This window comes from Kitasatospora sp. NPDC101155 (assembly GCF_044768305.1).
GTDB lineage: Bacteria > Actinomycetota > Actinomycetes > Streptomycetales > Streptomycetaceae > Kitasatospora.
On sequence record NZ_JBIWPN010000028.1, the window covers coordinates 1 to 23419 of the forward strand.

The 23419-nt window shown below is 73.4% G+C and carries 20 protein-coding genes and 1 rRNA gene; 12 read left to right on the forward strand and 9 right to left on the reverse strand.

Annotation, left to right across the window (positions count from 1 at the left end; translation table 11 throughout):
- The 3 genes from rrf to ACIRYZ_RS31390 form a co-directional block, all read left to right on the forward strand.
- Positions 1–81: ribosomal RNA gene (gene rrf / locus ACIRYZ_RS31380) — 5S ribosomal RNA — on the forward strand; the annotation flags it as partial.
- Between the two features lie 169 nt (positions 82–250).
- A complete protein-coding gene (locus ACIRYZ_RS31385) occupies positions 251–658 on the forward strand; it encodes a YciI family protein (protein WP_402950773.1) in 408 nt (135 codons plus the stop codon).
- Between the two features lie 16 nt (positions 659–674).
- A complete protein-coding gene (locus ACIRYZ_RS31390; RefSeq protein ID WP_402950954.1) occupies positions 675–1820 on the forward strand; it encodes an RNA polymerase sigma factor in 1146 nt (381 codons plus the stop codon).
- A gap of 31 nt (positions 1821–1851) precedes the next feature.
- On the opposite strand, the gene ACIRYZ_RS31395 is transcribed toward ACIRYZ_RS31390, so the two are convergent.
- From ACIRYZ_RS31395 to ACIRYZ_RS31415, 5 genes are all read right to left on the reverse strand, one after another.
- The gene (locus tag ACIRYZ_RS31395) at positions 1852–3162 is read right to left on the reverse strand and encodes a DUF58 domain-containing protein (protein WP_402950776.1); all 1311 of its coding nucleotides are present in this window, start codon (positions 3160–3162) and stop codon (positions 1852–1854) included.
- Between the two features lie 108 nt (positions 3163–3270).
- Positions 3271–4227 carry an AAA family ATPase gene (locus tag ACIRYZ_RS31400; protein ID WP_380613683.1) on the reverse strand — a complete coding sequence of 319 codons (957 nt, stop codon included), beginning with the start codon at positions 4225–4227 and terminating at the stop codon, positions 3271–3273.
- Positions 4228–4298: 71 nt separating this feature from the next.
- On the reverse strand, positions 4299–5504 hold the full coding sequence (locus tag ACIRYZ_RS31405) for a DUF4350 domain-containing protein (protein WP_402950779.1): 1206 nt from the start codon (positions 5502–5504) through the stop codon (positions 4299–4301).
- Positions 5501–6202, reverse strand: coding sequence for a DUF4129 domain-containing protein (locus tag ACIRYZ_RS31410; protein ID WP_402950782.1), 702 nt, complete (start codon positions 6200–6202; stop codon positions 5501–5503). Before ACIRYZ_RS31410 ends, ACIRYZ_RS31405 begins: the two co-directional genes overlap by 4 nt.
- A gap of 5 nt (positions 6203–6207) precedes the next feature.
- Positions 6208–7365, reverse strand: coding sequence for a hypothetical protein (locus ACIRYZ_RS31415; protein ID WP_402950784.1), 1158 nt, complete (start codon positions 7363–7365; stop codon positions 6208–6210).
- A gap of 286 nt (positions 7366–7651) precedes the next feature.
- On the opposite strand from ACIRYZ_RS31415, the gene mtrA reads away from it, so the two are divergent.
- The 3 genes from mtrA to ACIRYZ_RS31430 all read left to right on the forward strand — a co-directional run bounded on the left by mtrA (position 7652) and on the right by ACIRYZ_RS31430 (position 12273).
- A complete protein-coding gene (gene mtrA, locus ACIRYZ_RS31420) occupies positions 7652–8329 on the forward strand; it encodes an MtrAB system response regulator MtrA (RefSeq protein WP_030283937.1) in 678 nt (225 codons plus the stop codon).
- A gap of 124 nt (positions 8330–8453) precedes the next feature.
- Positions 8454–10436 carry an MtrAB system histidine kinase MtrB gene (gene mtrB, locus ACIRYZ_RS31425; protein ID WP_402950957.1) on the forward strand — a complete coding sequence of 661 codons (1983 nt, stop codon included), beginning with the start codon at positions 8454–8456 and terminating at the stop codon, positions 10434–10436.
- A complete protein-coding gene (locus tag ACIRYZ_RS31430) occupies positions 10411–12273 on the forward strand; it encodes an LpqB family beta-propeller domain-containing protein (protein WP_402950786.1) in 1863 nt (620 codons plus the stop codon). Before mtrB ends, ACIRYZ_RS31430 begins: the two co-directional genes overlap by 26 nt.
- Positions 12274–12342: 69 nt before the next feature.
- Here ACIRYZ_RS31430 and ACIRYZ_RS31435 read toward each other — a convergent pair whose 3' ends face one another.
- Positions 12343–13065 (reverse strand): ComF family protein, encoded by a 723-nt coding sequence (locus ACIRYZ_RS31435; RefSeq protein ID WP_402950789.1) that lies wholly within the window; start codon positions 13063–13065, stop codon positions 12343–12345.
- Between the two features lie 367 nt (positions 13066–13432).
- Between ACIRYZ_RS31435 and hpf the strand changes: the two genes are divergently transcribed.
- Both hpf and ACIRYZ_RS31445 read left to right on the forward strand, forming a co-directional pair.
- Positions 13433–14128, forward strand: a complete 696-nt coding sequence (hpf, locus tag ACIRYZ_RS31440) for a ribosome hibernation-promoting factor, HPF/YfiA family (RefSeq protein WP_387613721.1) — start codon at positions 13433–13435, stop codon at positions 14126–14128.
- Between the two features lie 247 nt (positions 14129–14375).
- Positions 14376–15134, forward strand: a complete 759-nt coding sequence (locus ACIRYZ_RS31445; protein WP_402950792.1) for a response regulator — start codon at positions 14376–14378, stop codon at positions 15132–15134.
- Positions 15135–15144: 10 nt separating this feature from the next.
- On the opposite strand, the gene ACIRYZ_RS31450 is transcribed toward ACIRYZ_RS31445, so the two are convergent.
- Entirely contained in the window at positions 15145–16353 is a 1209-nt protein-coding gene (locus ACIRYZ_RS31450) for a winged helix-turn-helix domain-containing protein (RefSeq protein WP_402950795.1), read from the reverse strand.
- 94 nt (positions 16354–16447) lie between these two features.
- The gene (locus ACIRYZ_RS31455) at positions 16448–17005 is read right to left on the reverse strand and encodes a GNAT family N-acetyltransferase (protein ID WP_402950798.1); all 558 of its coding nucleotides are present in this window, start codon (positions 17003–17005) and stop codon (positions 16448–16450) included.
- A gap of 242 nt (positions 17006–17247) precedes the next feature.
- Here ACIRYZ_RS31455 and secA point away from each other — a divergent pair, with 242 nt between their 5' ends.
- Positions 17248–20010, forward strand: a complete 2763-nt coding sequence (secA, locus tag ACIRYZ_RS31460) for a preprotein translocase subunit SecA (RefSeq protein ID WP_402950801.1) — start codon at positions 17248–17250, stop codon at positions 20008–20010.
- 77 nt (positions 20011–20087) lie between these two features.
- Here the strand turns inward: secA and ACIRYZ_RS31465 are convergent, their stop codons facing one another.
- Positions 20088–20537, reverse strand: coding sequence for an Rv3235 family protein (locus ACIRYZ_RS31465; RefSeq protein ID WP_402950804.1), 450 nt, complete (start codon positions 20535–20537; stop codon positions 20088–20090).
- Between the two features lie 319 nt (positions 20538–20856).
- On the opposite strand from ACIRYZ_RS31465, the gene ACIRYZ_RS31470 reads away from it, so the two are divergent.
- The 3 genes from ACIRYZ_RS31470 to ACIRYZ_RS31480 all read left to right on the forward strand — a co-directional run bounded on the left by ACIRYZ_RS31470 (position 20857) and on the right by ACIRYZ_RS31480 (position 23279).
- Positions 20857–21954 (forward strand): patatin-like phospholipase family protein, encoded by a 1098-nt coding sequence (locus tag ACIRYZ_RS31470; RefSeq protein WP_402950807.1) that lies wholly within the window; start codon positions 20857–20859, stop codon positions 21952–21954.
- Between the two features lie 107 nt (positions 21955–22061).
- Positions 22062–22571, forward strand: coding sequence for a DUF6912 family protein (locus tag ACIRYZ_RS31475; RefSeq protein ID WP_402950810.1), 510 nt, complete (start codon positions 22062–22064; stop codon positions 22569–22571).
- 51 nt (positions 22572–22622) lie between these two features.
- On the forward strand, positions 22623–23279 hold the full coding sequence (locus tag ACIRYZ_RS31480; protein ID WP_402950812.1) for an HAD family hydrolase: 657 nt from the start codon (positions 22623–22625) through the stop codon (positions 23277–23279).
- Positions 23280–23419 lie beyond the last annotated feature (140 nt).

Sequence of the window (23419 nt, forward strand, 5' to 3'; positions counted from 1 at the left end):
ATTCCGAACCCGGAAGCTAAGCCTCACAGCGCCGATGGTACTGCAGGGGGGACCCTGTGGGAGAGTAGGACGCCGCCGAACAATCATTCAGAAGAACCCCCATCCGGAATCCGGATGGGGGTTCTTCGCGTTTCCGGGTCGTCTACCGCGAAAAAATCTTGGCCGGTGATGTCGAGAACCCGTGGCCTGCTCCGTCTCCGGGGTGAACGGCGGCCACAATGGGTCGCACCAGCACCGAGGGAGAAGCACGATGGCCAAGTACCTGCTGCTCAAGCACTACCGGGGCGCTCCGACGGCGGTCAACTGCGTGCCGATGGACCAGTGGACGCCGGAGGAGGTCACTGCGCACATCAAGTACATGCAGGACTTCGCGGCCCGGCTGGAGAAGACCGGCGAGTTCGTCGACGGCCAGGCGCTCGCGCCGGAGGGAACGTGGGTCCGGTACGACGGCGAGGGGCGTCCGCCGGTCACCGACGGTCCGTTCGCCGAGACCAAGGACCTCATCGCCGGCTGGATGGTGATCGACGTCGACAGCTACGAGCGCGCCGTCGAGCTGGCCGGCGAACTGTCGGCCGCCCCCGGAGCCGGGGGCAAGCCGATCCACGAGTGGCTGGAGCTTCGTCCGTTCCTGACCACGCCGCCGAGCATCACAGATTGACGTCGTGACGTCTCCGCTGAACGAGGTTCTGATCCGGAGCCTCACCCCGAGCGTGCTCGGCATCCTCGTCCGCCGCGGAGCCGACTTCGCGGCGGCCGAGGACGCCGTGCAGGAGGCGTTGGTCGAGGCGGTTCGCGGCTGGGAGGCCGATCCGCCGAGGGACCCCAAGGGCTGGCTGGTCACCGTTGCCTGGCGCAAGTTCCTGGACGCGAGCCGGGCGGACTCCGCCCGCCGTCGGCGTGAGGACCTCGTCGACCAGGAGCCGGAGCCCGGGCCCGCGGCGGAGGTGGACGACACGCTCCAGCTCTACTTCCTCTGCGCCCACCCGTCGTTGACGCCGTCGTCCGCGGTCGCGCTCACGCTGCGGGCGATCGGCGGGCTGACCACCCGCCAGATCGCCCAGGCCTACCTGGTGCCCGAGGCGACCATGGCGCAGCGGATCAGCCGCGCCAAGCGCACGGTCTCCGGCGTGGGTTTCGAGCAGCCGGGCGACGTCGCCACCGTGCTTCGGGTCCTCTACCTGGTCTTCAACGAGGGCTACTCCGGTGACATCGACCTCGCCGCCGAGGCCATCCGACTCACCCGGCAGCTCGCGGCGGCGATCGACCACCCCGAGGTGGCGGGCCTGCTCGCGCTGATGCTGCTTCACCATGCCCGGCGAGCCGGGCGGATCGCGCCGGACGGAAGCCTGGTGCCGCTCGCCGAGCAGGACCGCGGCCGGTGGGACACCGGGTTGATCGCCGAGGGCGTCGGGATCCTGCAAGCGGCCCTGGCCCGCGATCGGCTGGGCGAGTTCCAGGCCCAGGCCGCCGTCGCGGCGCTGCACGCCGACGCGCCCACCGCCGAGGAGACTGACTGGGTGCAGATCGTGGAGTGGTACGACGAGCTCGTGCGGCTGACCGACAGCCCGGTCGCGCGGCTCAACCGCGCGGTCGCGGTCGGCGAGGCCGACGGGGCGCGCGCCGGGCTGGCGGCGCTCGGGGAGTTGGACGACTCGCTGCCCCGCTACACCGCGGTGTCGGCGTACCTCCACGAGCGCGACGGCGATCTGGTGACGGCGGCCCGGTTGTACGCCGAGGCGGCGCACAAGGCGTCCAGCCTTGCCGAGCGCGATCACCTGACGCGCCAGGCCGCTCGGCTGAACGCCGGCCGCAACGGCTGAGTCAGCCGATCAGCCGACTGATCGGGTCAACTCACAGCCGGCCGGCGGCCTTCAGCGCCAGGTAGGTGTCCGCCAGCGCCGGGGCGATCCGGCTCGGCGGGGCGTCGAGGACGGTGACGCCGTGGCGGGTGAGCCGGTCGGCGGTGGCGCGGCGGTCGGCGCGGGTCTGCTCGGCGGCGGCGGCGCCGTAGACGGCCTCCAGGGTGCCGCGCCCGGCGGCGAGGACGTCCAGGTGCGGGTCGGCGACCGAGGCGAGGACGACCTCGTGGCGCTTGGTGAGCAGCGGCAGCAGCGGGCGCAGGCCGTCCTCGACGGGCGCCGCGTCCAGGCCGGTGAGCAGGACGATCAGCGAGCGGTGCGGCGTCATCCTGAGCGCCGTGGAGACCAGCGAGCGCATGTCGGTCTCGTGCAGCGCGGGCTCCAGGACGGCCATCGCGTTGGTGAAGGCGGGCAGGATCTCGTTCGCCGAGCTGCCGACCACGGCCGCGCGCTTGCGGGCGTCGTGGGCGAGCAGGTCGACCCGGTCGCCGGCGCGGGTGGCGAGCGCGGTGAGCAGCAGGGCGGCGTCGAGGGCGGCGTCCAGGCGGGGCGCGTCGCCGACCCGGCCGGCCGAGGTGCGGCCGGTGTCGAGGACGACGAGGATGTGCCGGTCGCGTTCGGGCCGCCAGGTGCGGACGGCGACGGTGTGGCGGCGGGCGCTGGCGCGCCAGTCGATGGAGCGGACGTCGTCGCCGGGCAGGTACTCCCGCAGTGAGTCGAACTCGGTGCCCTGGCCGCGGGTCAGTACCGAGGTGCGGCCGTCGAGTTCGCGCAGTCGGGCGAGTCGGGAGGGCAGGTGCTTGCGGCTGGTGAACGGGGGGAGCGCGCGGACCGTCCAGGGGACGTCGTGCGAGCCCTGGCGGGCGGCCAGGCCGAGCGGGCCGTGCGAACGGACCGTCACCCGGTGGGCGCGGTGGTCGCCGCGGCGGCTCGGGGTGAGCACGGAGATCGCCCGGCGGCGTTCGCCGGCGGGGACGGCGAGGGTGTGCCGGGAGGCCGTCTCGGCGGTGCCGGGGCACCAGGCGGAGGGGGCCCAGGCGTCGCGGACCAGGGCCCGGAGCGGCCGCCCGGCGGGGTTGGTGACGGTCAGTTCGACCGAGGCGCTCTCGCCGAGTCGGACGGTGGTGTCGCCGCCCCGGTCGATCCGCAGGCTACGGACGGGGGCGGCGAGCACCAGGTCGACCAGGACGGCGAGCAGGACCGCGCCGGTGACGAGTCCGATCCCGGCCCAGGAGGGCAGCAACAGGCCCACGACGAGCGCGCCGAGCGCGGCGAGCAGGGCGGTTCGCCCGGTGAGGGCCATGCGGATGCGCTCCTTCGGAAGCCCGTGGATTCGGGAGCCCGTCATTCCGGGTGCCCGTGGGCCGGAAGCCCCGGGACACCGACGGGCGGTGGATCTGAGGGCGGTGGGTCAGCGGGGGGCGGGCGTCTGCGCCAGGACGGCCTGGATGACGGAGTCGGCGGTGACGCCCTCCATCTCGGCCTCGGCGCGCAGCGCGACGCGGTGCCGCAGGGTGGGCAGGGCGAGCGCCTTGACGTCGTCCGGGGTGACGTAGTCGCGCCCGGCCAGCCAGGCCCAGGCGCGCGAGGCCGCGAGCAGGGCGGTGGCGCCGCGCGGGGAGACGCCGATGGACAGCGACGGGGACTGCCGGGTGGCGCGGCAGAGGTCGACGATGTAGGCGAGGACCTCGGGGGAGACGGTCAGCTCGGCGATCTGCGCGCGGGCGGCGGCCAGGTGCTCCGGCCCGGCGACCGGGCGGACGCCGGCGGCGGCGAGGTCGCGCGGGTCGAAGCCGGCGGCGTGCCGGGAGAGGACCTGGAACTCCTGGTCGCGGTCGGGCAGCGGCAGGATCAGCTTGAGCAGGAAGCGGTCCAGCTGGGCCTCGGGCAGCGGGTAGGTGCCCTCGTACTCGACCGGGTTCTGGGTCGCGGCGACCAGGAACGGAACGGGCAGCGCGCGCGGTTCGCCGTCCACGGTGACCTGCCGCTCCTCCATGGCCTCCAGCAGGGCGGCCTGGGTCTTCGGCGGGGTGCGGTTGATCTCGTCGGCGAGCAGCAGGTTGGTGAAGACCGGGCCGGGCTGGAAGGAGAACTCGGCGGTGCGGGCGTCGTAGACCAGCGAGCCGGTGACGTCGCCGGGCATCAGGTCGGGGGTGAACTGGATCCGCTTGGTCTCCAGGCTGAGCGCGGTGGACAGGGTGCGGATCAGCAGGGTCTTGGCGACGCCGGGGACGCCCTCCAGCAGCACGTGGCCGCCGCAGAGCAGTGCCACCACGAGGCCGGTGACGGCGGCGTCCTGGCCGACCACGGCCTTGCCGATCTCGGCGCGCAGGGCGGTCAGGGCCGCGCGCGGGTCGGTGGCGGGGATAGCGGGCGCCGTGGCGGGGGTGGCGGGTGCCGTGCCGGGGGTGATGCGGAGCTGGGCGGTTGCCTGTTCGGTCACGGGTTCCGTACCTGCCTTTCGAGGGCGTCGAGGTCGTCGGCGAGCCGCAGCAGCGCGGTGTCGTCGGTCGGGGGCGGGCCGTACAGCAGGGCCCGGACGTCCCCGGCGGGGTGTGCGGGGAGGCGGCCGGCCACGGCCGCGCAGAGGGCTTCGGGCTCGGGCGCGCCGGCCTGCAGCGGGACGCCCAGGACGGGGGCGAGGCGGTGGGCGGCGGCGCGGCGCAGGGCCTCGGCGGCCCGGCCGCGGGCCTTGGCCCGCCGGTAGAGGCGGGCGCGGCCTTCGGTGGTCTCGGCGGCGCGGACCACCACGGGCAGGTTCTCGCTGACCACCGGGCCGAGCCGGCGCCCGCGCCAGAGCGCGGCCAGGCCGGCGGCGATCGCGAGCTGGTAGAAGGCCCAGTGCCAGCCCTTGGGGATGTAGTCGTTGAAGTTCTTGTGGCGGGTGCCCTCGGCCAGCGGCGCGGAGTAGTCGGGAAGGTGCCAGGTGAGGCGGGGCTGCGAGCCGAGCAGGCCGAGCGCCAGCGAGGCGTTGCCGTCCTTGGCGAGTTCGCCGTTGGTCAGGAAGGTGCCGCTGCCCAGCACGATGACGTCGCCGTCCTCGGTCGGGGTGCTCACCAGCGGGTAGCCGTGGCCGTGCGAGTAGCAGCCCTCGCCGCGGCTGCCGCTGGTGTAGAGCATGCCGCCCATGGTGGCGCTGCCGGCCCGGACGGCCTCGGTGAGCGAGCAGCTCATGGGGGTGCTGCGGACGGGGGCGTACGGGACGCCGCCGTCCTCGTCGGAGGGGCGGATGCCGGGGACGAGCGCGGTGAGGGCGGCCGGGCCGGGGGCGATCAGGATCAGCCGCTTGTGCCCGGCGGCGGCGATGGCGCGCAGCTGGGCCTTGTCGAGCAGGTCGGGCTCGGGCAGCACCAGGGTGTCGGCGCCGCCGGTCGCGGCCGTGGGGTCGGTGGTGAGGTCGGTCTTGAGGCCCTGGTGTTCGAGCAGCGCGACCACGGCGTGGGTGCCGTCGGCATCGTAGGAGCGCGGGTCGGCCGGTGGGTAGCGGTGTCCCCGGCCGAGGGTGGCGATGCAGACGGCGCCGATCAGCAGGGCGACGAGGAAGACCAGGTACCAGCGGGCCCGGCGGAGCAGGCCGCGCCCGGTGGGGGCGAGGCTGGTCGGTGCGGGGGCGGCGGCGGGGGCAACGGGGGCGGTGCCGGTCATGCGGCTCCTCCGGTGGTCGGAGCCGGGGCGGAGGCCGTGACCGGGGCCTGGGCGAGGGCCGGGCGGGTGCGTTCCAGGGCCCGGTCGAGGTCCAGCAGCAGCTGGTACGCGGCCTGGTCGGCGGTCCGGTCGCCGTAGGCGATGTCGTCGAAGGTGCGGGCGGCCGCGGTCAGCGCGGCGGCGTGCTCGGGCAGGGCCCGGCCGGCCTCGGCGGCGGCCTCGTCGGCGGTGCGCCCGGGGCGGGTGTCGAGCAGGGTGCGTTCCTCCAGGGCCCGGACCAGCGCGCGCATCTGCTCGCGGACGGCCTCGGCCCAGCGCCCGGCGGCGGCGTGCCCGGCGGCGTCCGACCGGTACTGCGCGGCGCTGCGCGGGCCCTCGGTGCCGTACACGCCGAGGACGGTGCGGGCGGCGCGTTTGGGTGCGCCGAGGCGCCACCAGACGGCGGCGGCGATCAGTGCGGCGACGATCAGGAAGAGCACCAGTCCGGTGGTGCCGTCGGTGCCGTCGCCGGAGAGGCTGCCGAGCGCGTGGTTGATGCGGTCCCAGAACCAGTCGGTGACCCGTTCCAGGACGGACGGGTCGTTCTTGTGGTAGTCGGCGTTGAGCAGCTCCTCGCGGGCGGCGTCGCGGGCCGGGTCACGCGGAACGGTGACCGGGGCGCCGCCGGCGGCGAGGAGCTTGTCCCCCCAGATAGGCATCCGGCTCAGCGCCTCGCCGGGGTCTGGTCGGCCCGGCCGTTCCAGTCGGTGCCGCCCTGTTCGGGCAGGCCGGCGGCGCGGGCGAGCTCGATGTCCAGGGCCTCGCGGCGGATCCGCTGGTCGATGTAGACCAGCACGCCGACCGCGGCCATGAACGGGGTGGTGAGCGCGGAGGCGATGATCCCGGCGACGGCGACCACGACCAGCATGCCGATGGACTGTTTGCCCGGGTCCTCGAGGTTGTCGATGCTGCCGAAACCGAGCACCAGGCCGATGAACCGGGCCGGGATGAGCAGGGCCATCCCGATGACCACGGACAGCACCTTGCTCAGCAGGACGATGCCGAAGACCCGCCACCAGGAGCCGCGGACCAGCCGCCGCGAGCGGGACAGCGCCGTCACCACGCCCTGCTTCTCCAGCATCAGCGCGGGGGCGGCCAGGCTGTAGCGGATCAGCAGCCAGCCGGCGACCGGGACGGTCAGCAGGCCGACGAACGCCAGCAGGGCCTCCGTTCCGGGCGTGCCGGAGCCGCCGGCCCGGTAGCCGAGCAGCGGGGTGAAGCCGAGCAGCACCACGCCGGCGCTCATCAGGGTGGTGAGCACGGTGAGCCCGAGCAGCTGCAGCAGCCGGGGGCGGGCGTCGCGCCAGGCGTCCCCGGCGGTCACCGGCCGGCCGAGGACGGCCCGGCTGACCACCACGGTCAGCAGCGCGGTGGCGAGCGCGTTGAGCAGCAGCAGCACCGGCATCCGGGCCAGCAGGGTGAGCAGCTGGGTGGACGCTCCGGTCCTGCCGTTGACCAGCAGCTCGGAGGCGATCGCCCCGGCCTGGTCGACGACGGCGATGCCGAGCGAGAGGGTGAGGGCGGTGCGCCAGTGCCGGCGCACGGTGGTGACGGCTCCGTCGAGCAGTTCGCCGACGGAGAGCGGGCGCAGCGGGATGACCCCGGGCCGGGGGCTGCGCGGGGCGCTCCAGCCGTACGGGTTCGGGCCGCCGGGCGTCTGCCCGGCCGGGGCGGACTGTCCGGGCCGGGTGTTCCAGCCGGGGGCGGCCTGCGGTGGTGCCGACGGTCCGGGCACGGCGGCGGGCGCGTCGGCCGGGGGCCGGGTGCCGTCGCGGGGTGGCTCGGACGAGCTGGGCGAGGCCCAGCCCGGAGTGTCGGTCATCACTGCTCCTCGGAGGGCGTCACGGGCGCGGCTCCGGGCGGATCTTTCGCCCGCGCGCGGTGCCCATCGTGCCATGGGGCCCGAACAGGCCCCAGGGGTATCCGGTTGCTGATCGGCAACAGAGCTTTCCGGGAGGTGGGACGGCAGGTTCCGGACCGTTCGGAGGCGCTCCGGTGAGGGCTATTCGCCTGGTATGACCGGAATGCACCGGCGGGGGAGTTGGCCGTTGTGGAGCATTGGCACTGCTGTGCGGCAGGTCACAATCCGGTAATGAGAAGATGGACGCATGAAGGGACGCGTCCTCGTCGTTGATGACGACTCCGCACTGGCCGAGATGCTCGGCATTGTGCTGCGTGGTGAGGGTTTTGAGCCGTTTTTCGTCGCCGACGGGGACAAGGCGCTAGCCGCGTTCCGGGAGAGCAAGCCGGACCTGGTGCTGCTGGACCTGATGCTGCCCGGTCGGGACGGCATCGACGTGTGTCGGCAGATCCGGGCGGAGTCCGGGGTCCCGATCGTCATGCTGACCGCGAAGACCGACACGGTCGACGTCGTGGTGGGCCTGGAGTCCGGCGCCGACGACTACGTCACCAAGCCGTTCAAGCCCAAGGAACTGGTGGCCCGGGTGCGCGCCCGGCTGCGCCGCGCCGAGGAGCCGACCCCCGAGCAGCTGACCATCGGCGACCTGGTGATCGACGTGGCCGGCCACTCGGTGAAGCGGGACGGCCGCAGCATCCCGCTGACCCCGCTGGAGTTCGACCTGCTGGTCGCGCTGGCCCGTAAGCCCTGGCAGGTGTTCACTCGCGAGGTGCTGCTGGAGCAGGTCTGGGGCTACCGCCACGCGGCGGACACCCGCCTGGTCAACGTCCACGTCCAGCGACTGCGCTCCAAGATCGAGAAGGACCCGGAGCGCCCCGAGATCGTGGTGACCGTCCGCGGCGTCGGTTACAAGGCCGGACCCAGCTGACGTGACGGACCGGGTTGACGACACCCCGCCGGGTACCGCGACCGGCGGGGCGGGGGCCGTGCGCGGGGACGTGCTGAGTTCGACCACCCGCCGCCGTCGCGGCCCTTCCGGAGTCTTCGGCCTGATGAAGCGTCAGTTCCGCCGCCCCGTGCACCGGGTGTCCGCGCTGTACCGCCGCTCGATCCAGCTGCGCGTGGTCGCGGTCTCCCTGCTGGCCTCCATCGCGGTGGTCCTGGTGCTGGGCGTGGTCGTGGTGGCGCAGGTGCGCACCGGCCTGCTCGACACCAAGATCGACGCCGCCCGGGCGCAGGCCCGGATCGGCTTCCAGGTCGAGCAGAAGAAGATCGACGAGGCCCGCGACCTCAAGCTGCGCAACACCGCTGACCCGACCACCGAGGAGACCGGCACCTGGCTGCTGCGGCAGGTCAACGACCTGGCCGCGAGCGGGCAGACGGTCTACTCGGTGATCGCGATGGCCCCCGGCACCGGTGCCGTCGTCCCGGACACGGCAGGCTTCGCGCCGCGCTACTCGGGCGACATCCAGCCCAGCAGCGTCCCGGACACCCTGCGGGCCAAGCTCTTCGACGAGCCCGGCCAGATGTTCGACCAGCCGACCCGGATCCACCGCTCGCCCGAGAGCGGCGGCAAGAGCGAGCCCGGCTTGGCCCTCGGCATGCAGTTCGTCGGCCCGGCCGGGACCAGCTACCAGCTGTTCTACGTGTTCTCCTTCGGCCAGGAGACCGACACCCTCAACCTGATCACCGGCACCCTGGCGACCGCCGGCGTGTTCGTGGTGATCCTGATGGGCGGCATCGCCTGGGTGGTGGTGCGCCAGGTGGTCACCCCGGTGCGGATGGCCGCCGGCATCTCCGAGCGGCTCGCCGACGGGCACCTGGAGGAGCGGATGAAGGTGACCGGGACGGACGACATCGCCCGCCTCGGCGAGTCCTTCAACCGGATGGCCAACGCCCTCCAGGCGCAGATCCGCCAGCTGGAGGAGCTGTCCCGGGTCCAGCGGCGCTTCGTCTCGGACGTCTCGCACGAGCTGCGCACCCCGCTGACCACGGTCCGGATGGCCGCCGACCTGATCTACGACAGCCGCGAGGACCTGGACCCGATGGCGGCCCGCTCGGCGGAGCTGCTCCAGGGTCAGCTGGACCGCTTCGAGTCGCTGCTGGCCGACCTGCTGGAGATCAGCCGCTTCGACGCCGGCGCCGCGATCCTGGACGCCGAGCCGGTCGACCTGCGCGAGATCGTCGCCCGGGTGGTGGAGGCCGCCGACCCGCTGGCCCAGGCCAAGGGCAGCACGATCGTGATCCGCGGCGACGGCGAGCCGGTGCTGGCCGAGGTGGACTCCCGCCGGATCGAGCGCATCCTGCGCAACCTGGTGGTCAACGCGTTGGAGCACGGCGAGGGCCGCGACGTCGTGGTCCGGCTGGGCTCGGCCGACGGTGCGGTCGCGGTCGGCGTGCGCGACTACGGCATCGGCCTCAAGCCGGGCGAGGCGTCCCGGGTGTTCCACCGCTTCTGGCGGGCGGACCCGTCCCGGGTCCGCACCACCGGCGGCACCGGCCTCGGCCTGTCCATCGCGGTCGAGGACGCCCACCTGCACGGCGGCTGGCTCCAGGCCTGGGGCGAGCCCGGCGGCGGCTCGCACTTCCGGCTCACCCTGCCGCGCACCCGCGGCGGCGACATCAACCGGGCGCCGTTCCGGCTGGAGCCGGAGGACTCCCGCAACAACCGGGGCCTGGGCGCCTACGGCACGCCGTACCGGCGGGCGATCGCCCCGGCTGGCTCGACCGCGCTGTCCGCCGCCGAGGAGCAGGCGGAGGCGCCGGAGGGGCCCGGCAGCGGGTTGGGCAGCGGGCTCGGCGGGGTGCTGAACATCGGCCCCGGGCTGGGCCGCAACCGTCTGCCCGAGGGGCCGCGTGCGGACCCCTCGGACGTACGGACCGTGGGGGCCGGTTACGGCGCCACCGGCGCCCAGGTCATGGTGGACCCGACGCCTGGACGGCCGTCGGTGGCACAGCGGACGGCGGAGCCGGACGTGACGGGTGGGACGGACCTGGAGGGGTCGCAGCGTGCGAAGGACGAGCAGCAGGACTGAGCCGCGGCTCACGGCGGTGGCCGGCGCGGTGCTCGGCGCCCTGGTGGCGAGCGGCTGCGCGGCCATGCCGGACTCCGGCGGCATCACCAAGGTGGAGCTGTCCCAGGGCTCGGCCGACAAGAACCTGCAGGCCAGGATCTACCCGGTGGCGCCCGGCAAGGGTGCCAAGCCGCGTGAGCTGCTGACCGGGTTCCTGGACGCGGTGACGGCCGACGAGGGGTACGACACCGCGCGCAAGTACCTCACCGAGCGCGCCGCCGCGAGCTGGAACCCGGAGGCGGGCATCGAGGTGCTCGCCAGTACGACCATCAAGGAGCCCGGTCAGGCCGTCTCCGACGCCGACACCACGGTCTCCGAGACGGTGACCGGACAGATGGTCGCCAAGGTCGACGAGAAGCACTCGTACCTGCTGGTCGCCGGGCAGAACAACAACGGCTCCTCCGACTTCACCTTCGTTCGGGAGAAGGACGGCGAGTGGCGGATCGACACCCTGCCGCCGGGCGTGATCATGAACGAGGCCAACTTCCGGAACAGCTTCCGGCAGGTCGAGCGCTTCTTCTACACCGCTCCGGACCCGTCCTCCGGCAACGGCGGCCAGGAGGTACTGGTCGCTGACCCGATCTACCTGCGGCGCCGGATAGACCCGCTGACCGCGGCCGCCAAGGCGCTGGTCGCCGGACCCTCGAACTGGCTCTCGCCGGTGGTCCGGACGGCCTTCCCGGCCGGCGCCTCGGTCGACAAGGTCAGCATCGACGACAGCCGGGCGGCCCACGTACAGCTCGGCGGGGCGGACCTCGGCGAGCCGACGACCTGCCGCCGGATGGCCACCCAGCTCTTCTACACCCTCGCCGACCAGGGCAAGGGCCAGGTCGAGCGGCTGGAGCTGAAGGGCCAGCGCGGCTCCTGCACGGCCAGCCGCATCGACGCGCCCGCCACCGGCCCGGGCGCCCTGACCGCCCAGACGTCCGTCCAGTACTACCAGCGCTCCGACAACGGCGTCCTGATGGCGACCGACGACGGCCGCACCGGGGACCCGGTGCACGGCGTGCTCGGCAAGCCGCAGTCGAACCCGGCCGCCCAGCCGAGCTCCGTCGCGGTCAGCCGGGACGGCTCCTGGGCCGCCGCGATCAGTGCGGACGGCCACCAGCTCTACTCGGTGGCGCTGTCCGACAGCACCGTGGCGATGCCCGAGCCGCTGCTCAGCTCGCCGGTGAAGGCGGGCAGCAAGGACGAGGGCTTCGCCTCACCCAGCTGGGACGGCCGCGGCGACCTGTGGGTGGTGGACCGCAACCCGCAGGGCCCCCGGGTGGTCATGGCGCGCGGCAACAAGTCGTACACCGTGCCGGTCGAGGGGCTGACCGGGCAGACCGTGCAGGCGCTGCGGATCTCCTCCGACGGCACCCGGGTCGCCCTGGTGGTGAAGTCCCCGGGCGTGGCCACCAGCTCGCTGATGTTCGGCCTGGTGGTGCACGGCGGCACCACGGCGGCGCCGACCGCGAAGATCACCAAACTGCGCCCGACCGCGCCCTCGCTCACCGACGTGGCCTCGGTGTCCTGGGCGGAGAGCGACCAGCTGCTGGTGCTCGGCAACGAGGCGGACCGCCCCAAGCAGCTGTACTACATCAGCACCGACGGCTCGCAGAGCACGGACAGTCAGCTGCAGGGCGGCCTCGGCATGCTGAGCGTCTCGGCCTCGGAGTCCCGGGGGGACAGCCTGGTTCCGGCGCCGCCGGTGCTCGCGGTGGCCGAGGGCAAGGTCTACCGGCTGGTCAACAACCAGTGGCGGGAAGCCCAGTTGCTGGACAAGGCCCCCCGCTCCTTCTTCTACGCGGGCTGACGCGCGGCCAGGCGGACGGTTCGACGCGCGGCCGGGTGCGGGCCCCGGCCTGACGCACACCCCGGCGGATCAGCCCTCCGGCCGCACCGCGGTGGCCGCGACCGTGGCGGCCGCCCGGGCCGGCAGTCCGGCGTCGGCCAGCGCCCTGGCGGCCTCGGCCAGACTCGCCCCGGTCGTCACCAGGTCGTCCACCAGCACCGGCTGACGGCCGGCCAGGCCGCGCCGGGCGCGCGGCAGGACGGTGAGCGCCCCGTGCAGGTTGCGCCGCCGCTCGGCCGCGTTCAGCCCGGTCTGGTCGGCGACCGGACGGGCGTGCCGCAGCAGTGGTGCCGCCCGGGCGTCCAGGCCGGCCCGGCGCAGCGAGCGGGCGGCGGCCCCGGCCAGCCGCAGCGTCGGGTCGTGGCCGCGGGCGCGGACGGCCGCGCGGGCCGAGGGCATCGGGACCAGCAGCAACGGCGCGGCTCCGGCCCGGGCCCCCAGCGCGGAGCGCACCGCCCGTCCGAGCACCTCCCCGAGCGGCCCGGCCAGCCGCAGCGCGCCGCGCTCCTTGTGCACGAGCAGCAGCTGCCGGACCGGGTCGGTGTAGGGGGCGGCGGCGTGCGCCCAGGGCAGCAGGGTCGGGCCGGGGCGGGCGGTGGCCAGCGTGTGCCGGCAGGCCGGGCAGAGCTGGGTGCGCTCGGTGCCGCAGCCCGCGCAGTCGGCGGGGAGCAGCACGTCCAACAGTCCGGACAGTGCGTGGGCGAAGGATGTCCGGGCGGACGGCGGACGGGCGGGGGAGGGGGTCGGCGACACGGCTGCTCCTGGTGGCGGCAGGCACGGAGAGTCAGCAAAGGATGCGCCGTATGGGGGGTGTTGTCTAGGTATTTACCCATACTTCACTCGCAGGAGGGTAGACAGGGTGCAGCAGCTTGACCGCCTGCCCGCAGTATCGGGTCATACCCACCTCCTCGCCTGGGAGGCGAAATCCCCGCGTGAGGTGTTCGATAAGGCTCCAGGGGGTTTCAACCGTCCCTGATGGGGAGGAAGTGAGATGAGGGCCAGTCGTTTCCGCCGCTGGCGGCGGGGGCGGGGGCCGGCAGTGGATGGGCTGGTCCAGCTGGAGCTCAGTCCGGTCCGGTAGCACCCGGATCGGCGTCAGCACGAGGGATCGGAGTTCTGCGTGGACATCGTCGTCAAGGGCCGCAAGACCGAGGTGCCCAAGAGGTTCCGCGAGCACGTGGCCGAGAAGCTGGAGAAGGTCCAGAAGTTCGACGGCAAGGTGATCAGCCTCGACGTCGAGGTGTCCAAGGAGCACAACCCGCGGCAGGCCGACCGGTCCGACCGCGTGGAGATCACTCTCCGTACCCGGGGCCCGGTGATCCGGGCCGAAGCCGCCGCCGCCGACCCGTACGCGGCGCTCGACCTGGCGTCGGCGAAGCTCGACGCCCAGCTGCGCAAGTCCGCGGACCGGCGTCGGGTGCACAAGGGCGGCGCGAACGGCCGCACCCCCATCAGCGTCGCCGAGGCGACCGCGGCCCTGGCCGCGCTGCCGTCGACGACGGCGATGGAGGGCGAGACCAACGGAGCCGTCCGCAAGACCATGATGGGATCCCTGGAAGTGGAGGGCGAAGGCCCGCTGGTGGTCCGGGAGAAGACGCACTCGGCCGCCCCCATGGCGCTGGACCAGGCGCTCTACGAGATGGAGCTGGTCGGCCACGACTTCTACCTCTTCGTGGAGAAGGACAGCGGCCTGCCGAGCGTCGTGTACCGACGACACGGCTACCACTACGGTGTCATCCACGTGCAGCCCGACATGGCGGCCGGCGTGGCCAGCGGCGCGGGCGGTGCGATCGGTCGGTCCGACGACGAGGACTGACCGTCCGAGCAGTGATGGAGGGGTGACCCCGGCGGCAGCGGCCGCCGGGGTCACCGGCGTTCGGCGGCGGGGCGGGCCGCACGGCGGGGCGGGGCGGGCGCCGCGACGGGACGGGTTCGAACGGTGCTCGGACGCACTGGGGTCGCGGGGTCACCCGAAGCGGGGGAATCGGCGCCGGAGGGTGACCGTGGCGACGGCGGGGCGTGGAATGATTGGCGGACGACGACCCGCGAAGGGGGAGGAGCGGATGGGGGATCACTTCGGGCTGGGGCCCGGTGCGGGGCCGGTCACCGGAATGCCACCGGGGCCGGAGGAGGAGCCCGCGTACGAGCCGCGCCGGGGTGAGCCGATCCGCGTGCTGGTGGTGGACGACCACGCGCTGTTCCGCCGGGGGCTGGAGATCGTGCTCGCGGAGGAGCCGGACATCAAGGTCGTCGGCGAGGCCGGGGACGGCGCCGAGGCGGTGCTGAAGGCCGCCGACCTGCTGCCCGACATCATCCTCATGGACGTCCGGATGCCGCGTCGCAGCGGGATCGAGGCGTGCACGGCGATCAAGGACGTGGCGCCCAGCACCAAGATCATCATGCTGACGATAAGCGACGAGGAGGCCGACCTCTACGAGGCGATCAAGGCGGGGGCCACCGGCTACCTGCTCAAGGAGATCTCCACCGACGAGGTCGCCACCGCGATCCGCGCGGTGGCCGACGGGCAGTCGCAGATCAGCCCGTCGATGGCCTCCAAGCTGCTCACCGAGTTCAAGTCGATGATCCAGCGCCGCTCCGACGACCGGGACCTGGTGCCCGCGCCCCGGCTCACCGACCGGGAGCTGGAGGTGCTCAAGCTGGTGGCGACCGGGATGAACAACCGGGAGATCGCCAAGGAGCTGTTCATCAGCGAGAACACCGTGAAGAACCACGTGCGCAACATCCTGGAGAAGCTCCAGCTGCATTCCAGGATGGAGGCGGTGGTGTACGCGATGCGGGAGAAGATCCTCGAAATAGGGTGAGCCGGGGCCGCTACTCGGCGAGCAGCTTCTCCAGGGCCGGGCGCAGCCGCTCGTCGTGCAGCGCCCCGACCCGCACGGTGTCGCAGCCGACCCAGGCGGCGGCCTCGCGCAGGGCGGTGGCCAGCGCCTCGACGTGCCGGGCGCCGGATCCCCGGTCGCCGGTCAGCGAGACCTGGCGGGCGACCAGGGTGCGTCCCTCCCTCGCCGGGTCGACCCGGCCGACCAGGCGACCGCCGGTCAGCAGCGGCATCGCGAAGTAGCCGTGCACCCGCTTGTGCTTGGGGGTGTAGGCCTCCAGCCGGTGCGTCATGCCGAAGATCCGCTCGGTGCGGGCGCGGTCCCAGACCAGCGAGTCGAAGGGCGAGAGCAACGTGGTGCGGTGGCGCCCGCGCGGGGCGGTGGCCAGCGCGGCCGGGTCGGCCCAGGCGGCGGCGGTGCCGCCGTCCGGTCCCCAGCCGGCCACCTCGACCGGGACCAGCCCGCTGTCCTCGAGCACCGGGTCCAACTCCTCCGCGCGCAACCGGTGGTAGTCCAGCAGGTCGGTCCGGGTGGCCACGCCGAGCGCGGCGCCGGCCTGGGCGACCAGGGTGCGCACGCACTCCCGGTCGGACCGCTCCTGCCCGAACAGCGCGTCGGGGACGGCCTGTTCGGCCAGCGCGTAGACCCGCTTCCAGCTCCGGCGCTCGGTGCAGACCACGTCGCCGAAGGCCAGCGCCCGTTCGACCGCGATCTTGGTGTCGGACCAGTCCCACCACTCGGCGGTCCTCTTCGCCCCGCCGAGCTCGGTGGAGGTCAACGGCCCCTCGGCGCGCAGCTTGTCGAGCACGGCCCGGTACGTCTCGGGCGCGACCTGGTGGCCCCAGAGGTGGCCGCGGTCGCGGTAGCGGCGGCGCCGGAAGGCGAACAGCGGCCACTCCTCGACCGGCAGGATGCAGGCCGCGTGCGACCAGTACTCGAAGCTCGCGCCCGCGCCCCAGTACGCCGCCTCGACGGCCGGGCGGCCGACCGCGCCGAGGCGGGCGTACGGCACCAGCTCGTGCGAGCGGGCCAGTACCGAGATGGTGTCCAACTGGACGGCGCCCAGGTGCCGCAGCACCCCGCGGACCCCGGCGCGGCGGTCCGGTGCACCCAGCAGGCCCTGGGCGCGCAGGGCGATCCGGCGGGCGTCGTCGGCGCCCAGGACGGTGACGGGGGTGCGGTCGTCGGCTGCGGCGGTCATGCCGGCGAGCCTAGCCGGGGGTGCCGACAGCGGGCCCGGGCCGGGGCTCGGCCGGGCCCGGGGCCCAGCGCGGGTCCGCTCAGTCCGGGGCCGCTCAGTCCAGGTCGGACGGGAGCAGCGAGGCGACCCAGGAGTCCTGGAAGACGCCGCGCTGGTCGGCGTACGAGCGCAGGGTGCCCTCGTAGCGGTAGCCGACCCGCTCGGCGACGGCGCGGGAGCCGTCGTTGCCGACGTAGGCGAGCCACTGGAGGCGGCGCAGGCCGAGGTCGGTGAGGGCCCAGCGAGCGACCGCGCGGGCCGCCTCGACGGTGTAGCCGCGGCCGCGCTGCTCCTTCACCGTCCACCAGCCGACCGAGGCGGCGCTCGGGTCGGCGGCGAAGCGGGTGACCGCCTGGGCGCCGACCAGCCGCCCGGTGTCGCGTTCGACCACGCACCAGATGAACTCGCTGTCCTTGCCCAGGCCCTCGGGGGCCAGGGTGCGTACGAAGAACTCCGCGTCCTCGCGCCGGTACGGGACCGGCACGACCGTCCAGCGCTGGATCTCCTCGTCCTGGCAGGCGGCGAAGATCGCGTCGATGTCGGATTCCTGCGGGGCCCGCAGGACGAGGCGGTCGGTGGTGAGGGTCGTGAGTTCGCCGCGGGATTCTTCCATGAACGGATTATTTCGCCGATCGGGGAATGCCGGCATCCGAATACGCGGCCAACTCCCGGCCCCTTCGACCGTTTTGTCCCGGTGGACGGTGCTATCGGGCCATGTGCTCGGTCGGGTGACACGGGAATACCGTGCTGACGCACCTCCCGGCGCATTGGACTCCTCGCATACGATGGCCCGTGCGGTGGGGTGGACCCGCCGTGCAGTCGTCCAGTGCCAATACAGGCAAGGAGCCCGCTCAAGTGTCCGTCTTCGACAAGATCCTGCGCGCCGGCGAGGGCAAGATCCTTCGCAAGCTGCAGCGGATTGCTGCCCAGGTCAACTCCATCGAAGAGGACTTCGTCAACCTCACCGACGCCGAGCTGCGCGCGCTGACCGACGAGTACAAGCAGCGGCTCGTCGACGGCGAGTCGCTGGACGACATCCTCCCCGAGGCGTTCGCCACCGTCCGCGAGGCCGCCAAGCGCGTGCTCGGCCAGCGGCACTACGACGTCCAGCTGATGGGTGGCGCGGCCCTGCACTTCGGCTACGTCGCCGAGATGCGCACCGGTGAGGGCAAGACCCTCGTCGGCACCCTGCCCGCGTACCTGAACGCGCTGACCGGCAAGGGCGTTCACCTGATCACCGTCAACGACTACCTCGCCGAGCGCGACTCGGAGTGGATGGGCCGGGTGCACCGCTTCCTCGGCCTCGAAGTCGGCGTGATCCTGGGCAACATGACGCCGGCCGAGCGCAAGCGTCAGTACGCGATGGACATCACGTACGGCACGAACAACGAGTTCGGCTTCGACTACCTGCGCGACAACATGGCCTGGTCGAAGGACGAACTCGTCCAGCGCGGCCACAACTTCGCGGTGGTCGACGAGGTCGACTCGATCCTCATCGACGAGGCCCGCACCCCGCTGATCATCTCCGGCCCGGCCGACCAGGCGACCAAGTGGTACGCCGACTTCGCCAAGCTGGTGCTGCGTCTGAAGATCGACCGCGACTACGAGGTCGACGAGAAGAAGCGCACCGTCGGCATCCTGGAGGAGGGCGTCACCCGGGTCGAGGACTACCTCGGCATCGACAACCTCTACGAGTCGGTGAACACCCCGCTCGTCGGCTTCCTGAACAACGCCATCAAGGCGAAGGAGCTGTACAAGAAGGACAAGGACTACGTCGTCATGAACGGCGAAGTCATGATCGTCGACGAGCACACCGGCCGTATCCTGGCCGGCCGCCGCTACAACGAGGGCATGCACCAGGCGATCGAGGCCAAGGAGGGGGTGGAGGTCCAGAACGAGAACCAGACCCTGGCCACCATCACCCTGCAGAACTTCTTCCGCCTGTACGACAAGCTGTCCGGCATGACCGGTACCGGCACCACCGAGGCGGCCGAGTTCCACCAGATCTACAAGCTCGGCGTGGTGCCGATCCCGACCAACAAGACGCCGCTGCGCATCGACCAGCCCGACCTGATCTACAAGTCGGAGCCGGCCAAGTTCGCCGCCGTGGTCGAGGACATCGCCGAGAAGCACGAGAAGGGCCAGCCGGTGCTGGTCGGCACCGTGTCGGTCGAGAAGTCCGAGTACCTGTCGCAGGAGCTGCGCAAGCGCGGCATCCCGCACGAGGTGCTGAACGCCAAGCACCACGAGCGCGAGGCGCAGATCGTCGCGCAGGCCGGCCGCAAGGGCGCCGTCACCGTCGCCACCAACATGGCCGGTCGTGGCACCGACATCATGCTCGGCGGCAACCCGGACCACCTCGCGGCGGCCGAGCTGGCCCAGCGCGGGCTCTCCGCGGGCGACAACCCGGAGGAGTACGAGGCCGAGTTCCCGGCCGCGCTGGAGAAGGCCAAGGTCTCGGTCAAGGCCGAGCAGGACGAGGTCAAGGAGGCCGGTGGCCTCTACGTCCTCGGCACCGAGCGGCACGAGTCCCGCCGGATCGACAACCAGCTGCGCGGCCGCTCCGGCCGTCAGGGCGACCCTGGCGAGTCCCGCTTCTACCTGTCGCTGGGCGACGACCTGATGCGCCTGTTCAAGGCCGGCATGGTCGAGCGCGTGCTCTCGATGGCCAACGTGCCCGAGGACGTGCCGATCGAGTCCAAGATGGTCACCCGCGCGATCGCCTCCGCGCAGACCCAGGTCGAGCAGCAGAACTTCGAGATCCGCAAGAACGTCCTCAAGTACGACGAGGTGCTCAACCGCCAGCGCGAGGTCATCTACGGCGAGCGCCGCCGCGTGCTGGAGGGCGAGGACCTGCAGGAGCAGGTCGGCCACTTCATGGACGACACCGTCGAGGCCTACGTCAAGGCGGCCACCGGCGAGGGCTTCGAGGACGACTGGGACCTGGACAAGCTCTGGTCCGCGCTCAAGCAGCTCTACCCGATCACCCTGGACCTGGAGGAGCTGGAGGAGGAGGCCGGCGGCAGCGCCGGGCTGACCCCCGAGTTCCTGACCAAGGCCATCCAGGAGGACATCCAGGCCCAGTACGGCGCCCGCGAGGACCAGCTCGGCGAGGAGATCATGCGCGAGCTGGAGCGCCGGGTCGTCCTGTCGGTGCTGGACCGCCGCTGGCGCGAGCACCTCTACGAGATGGACTACCTCCAGGAGGGCATCGGCCTGCGGGCCATGGCGCAGCGCGACCCGCTGGTCGAGTACCAGCGCGAGGGCTTCGACATGTTCACCGCGATGATGGAGGGCATCAAGGAGGAGTCCGTCGGCTACCTGTTCAACCTGGAGGTCCAGGTCGAGCAGCAGGTCGAGGAGGTCCCGGTCGAGGACGCCCAGGTGGTGCTCGACAAGCTGGAGAAGGACGCCGCCCGCCCGGAGATCAAGGCCAAGGGCCTGGAGGCCCCCAAGCCCCAGCGGCTGCACTACACGGCCCCCTCGGACGAGGTCGGCGGCGGTGTCATCGAGGGCGACTTCGAGGACCTGGCGCCGGAGGACGAGGGCGACGGGCTGACCCGCGCCGAGCGCCGCAAGGCCGCCAAGTCCGCCAAGGGCCGCCGCCGCAAGGGCTGAGCCCACGGAAGGACGCCGGACAGGGCGCCGCACCCGTACGGGTGCGGCGCCCTGGGCCGTCCCGGGGCACCGTGCGGTCATCGGGCCTCCACGGCGGTGCACTGCCACTGCCCGGCCGGGCCGCGCTGCTCCAGCCGGAAGGCCACCATGTGGTGCCGCCGGCCGAGGTCGACCCGGACGCAGGCCTCGACCGCGTCGGGCGAGGGCGACCGGTCGTGCACCGGGCCGAGCCGGGGCCGGTCGGCGGAGCCGCCGCGGCGCAGCGCGCCGACCCGGACCAGCGAGGCGAGCTGCCCGTAGCCGTCCAGGCTGGTGTGCCGCATCAGCTGGCCGGAGGGCCGGGCACCGGTGAGCACCTCGACCAGCTGGTGGGCGAAGCGGGCGGCGAGCGCCCGGGGGTCGTGTTCGCGGGGCGCCACGGCGGCGGTGCAGGCGGCGCGCGGCCGGCGCGGTCGGCGCCCGGCCGGGTCACAGCCCCCGGGGGTGCGGACGCGGCGGTGCGGGCGGGCGGTGAGATGGGCGGTCACGGTGGCTCCCGGTAGGGGTGGTGCGGGTACGGACGGGTCCAGGCTGGCGGCGCCGCGCGCGGGGCGGCAACGCGTTTCCCGGCCGCCCGCGGCGCGGCGCGAAGTTCACCTATCCGGGTGAATTGACCAATGCGGCGACGGACCCGGCAGGCCGTCCGGCGGCGCCCCGGTTGACGCGCGGGGACGGTCCGTACGGCCCGAAAGGGGACGCCCCGGTACGGCGGATCGGGTGGTCCCGCCCTGGCCTCCCGTTGCCCGTGCGGCCGTCCACGGGCACCATCGGAGCCTGATCCGTTCCCGACGACGACGGGCGGCCGGGATGACGACAACCGGAATCACGACACGGACGGCGGCGGCCCCGACCGCCACCGCCGGGGGCGCGACCCGGCGCGGCCTGGTGCTGGGCGGCGGCGGGATGCTCGGCGCGGCCTGGACGGTCGGCGCGCTGTGCGCCGTCGAGGAGGTCACCGGACGGCAGCCGGGCGGGGCGGACGTCCTGCTCGGGACCTCGGCTGGCGCGATCCTGGCCGCGATGCTGGCCGGCGGCGTGCGCCCCGAGCAGCTGCGCGCCCACCAGTGCGGCCTGCCGATCACCGAGGGCCCGCTGGCCGGGGTGGCCTTCGACTACGGCACGGCGGTCGGCGGGCCGCTGCCGCCCCGTCCGCGGGCCGGGATCGGCTCGCCGGACCTGCTGCGGGACGCCGTCCGGCACCCTCGCGAGTACCCGCTGCTGACGATGGTCTCGGCGATGGCGCCGCACGGCCGGGGCTCGCTGGCGTCGGTCGGCGAGCTCGTGCGCGACCTGCTCGGCCCGGGCGGTTGGCCGGCCCCGGGAACGGCCGAGCCGGGCCCGGCCGCGTTGCCACTGCGAGTGGCCGCCGTGGACTACCGCAGCGGTCACCGGGTGGTCTTCGGCGACCCGGACGCCCCGGCCGTCGCCGTCGCCGACGCCGTGATGGCCTCCTGCGCGATTCCCGGCTGGTTCGCGCCCGTCCGGCTGAACGGCTCGGCGTACGTGGACGGCGGCTGCTGGTCGGCCACCAGCGCCGACCTGATGCTCGGCCGCGGTCTGGAGGAGGTGTACGTGCTCGCCCCGATGGCCCTACGGCTGGACCCGCACGCCGAGCGCTCCGACCGCGGCACCCTGGCCGTGCTGCGCGAGTGGCGGGACCGGGACCGGGACCGCCCGCGCGGCGTGCTGGCCCAGCTGGTCAGCCGCTACCGCCGGGCCGTCACCCGCCAGCTGCTGCGCGAGGCCGCGCTGCTGCGGGCCGAGGGCGTACGGGTGCGGCTGCTCGCACCGACCCTGGCCGACCTCGCGGTGATGGGCCCGAACATGATGGACCCGGCCCGTCGGGGCGAGGTGCTGGAGAGCGGCCTGCGGACCAGCCGGGAGGCCCTGCGGGCCGCGCGCTGATCGGGGTGGAGAGTGATCACGGCCGGCCCGGCTGAGCTTATTCTTGGGGCGCTGGAGAAGCTGTGCCGCTGGACGAACCCCGTTGGACGAACCGGAGAGTGCCACCGATGCGCGTGTACGTGCCCACCACCCTGACCGGCCTGGCGGCGGCGCACGAGGGCGGCGCCCTGGAGCAGTCCGCGGCGTACGCCGTGACCCCCGCGCTGCGCGAGTGGTACGTCAGCGACGACCTGGAGGAGCTGGAGTACGCGGCGCTGAACCGGGCCGCCCAGTCCTCGCTGCGGCTGCTGGCCGCCGATCCCCGGGCCCCGCGTCGGCGGGTCGTGGTGGCGCTGGACGTGGCCGACTCGGCCGTGCGGCCCTTCCCCGGTGACGAGTACCAGGACCAGGCCTCGCTGGGCCGGGTGGTGCTAGTCGGCCCGCTGAAGCTCGCCAAGGCCGCCTCGGTGCACGCGGACGTCGCCGACGACGAGGTGGTCGCGGACGTCACGGCGGCGGTGGCGGCGGTGGCCGCGGCCGACGCGGGCGACCAGGACGCCCAGTTCACCGTGGACGGCGCCGAGGACCACGACCTGCTCTGGTTCGCGACCCAGGAGATCCCCTCGCTGCTGGCCTGAGTGACCCCGGTCCTACCGGTGCGTCGTTCGTCCGGGTTACCGTCTGAACCCGTGCGCACTCACATCGTTTGGGACTGGAACGGCACCCTCTTCCACGACATGGACGCGGTCCTCGGCGCGAGCAACGCCGCGTTCGCGACCATCGGCGTCGGGCCGATGACCATGCAGCAGTACCGCGAGCAGTACGAGATCCCGATCCCGCGCTTCTACCAGCGGCTGCTCGGCCGGATGCCCTCCCAGGAGGAGTGGCTGAAGCTGGACGACGCGTTCCAGGACCGCTACCGCGAGCTCAGCCCGGCCTGCGGGCTGACCGACGGCGTGCTGGAGCTGCTGGAGGGCTGGGAGTCGGCCGGGCACAGCCAGTCCCTGCTGTCGATGTACACGCACGACAAGCTCGTCCCGCTGGTCGAATCCTTCGGCCTGACCGGCCGCTTCCTGCGGGTGGACGGCCGCAGCGGCCCGTCCGGCGGCCAGAAGGCGGAGCAGCTGGGCAAGCACCTGGCCGCGCTCGGGGAGCGGGTGGACTTGGCCCGCACGGTGCTGATCGGCGACGCCGCCGACGACGCCCTGGCGGCGCTGGGCGCGGGTGCCCACGCGGTGCTGTACACCGGCGGCTCGCACACCCGGGAGAAGCTGGAGCCGGTCGGCGTCCCGGTGGTGGACAGCCTGGCCGAAGCGGTCGAGCTGGCGGGCCGGCTCGCGGGCTGAGCCGCCGGCGGGCCGAACGGCCGAGGTGCTGTTCCGACGGCGGACGTGGCGGGCGCCACGTCCGCCGTTGGCGTGTCTGGACGGGCGGATCCGCCCGGCCCTGGTCAGGCTGGGGGTGACACCAGTGGAGCGACAGCCCG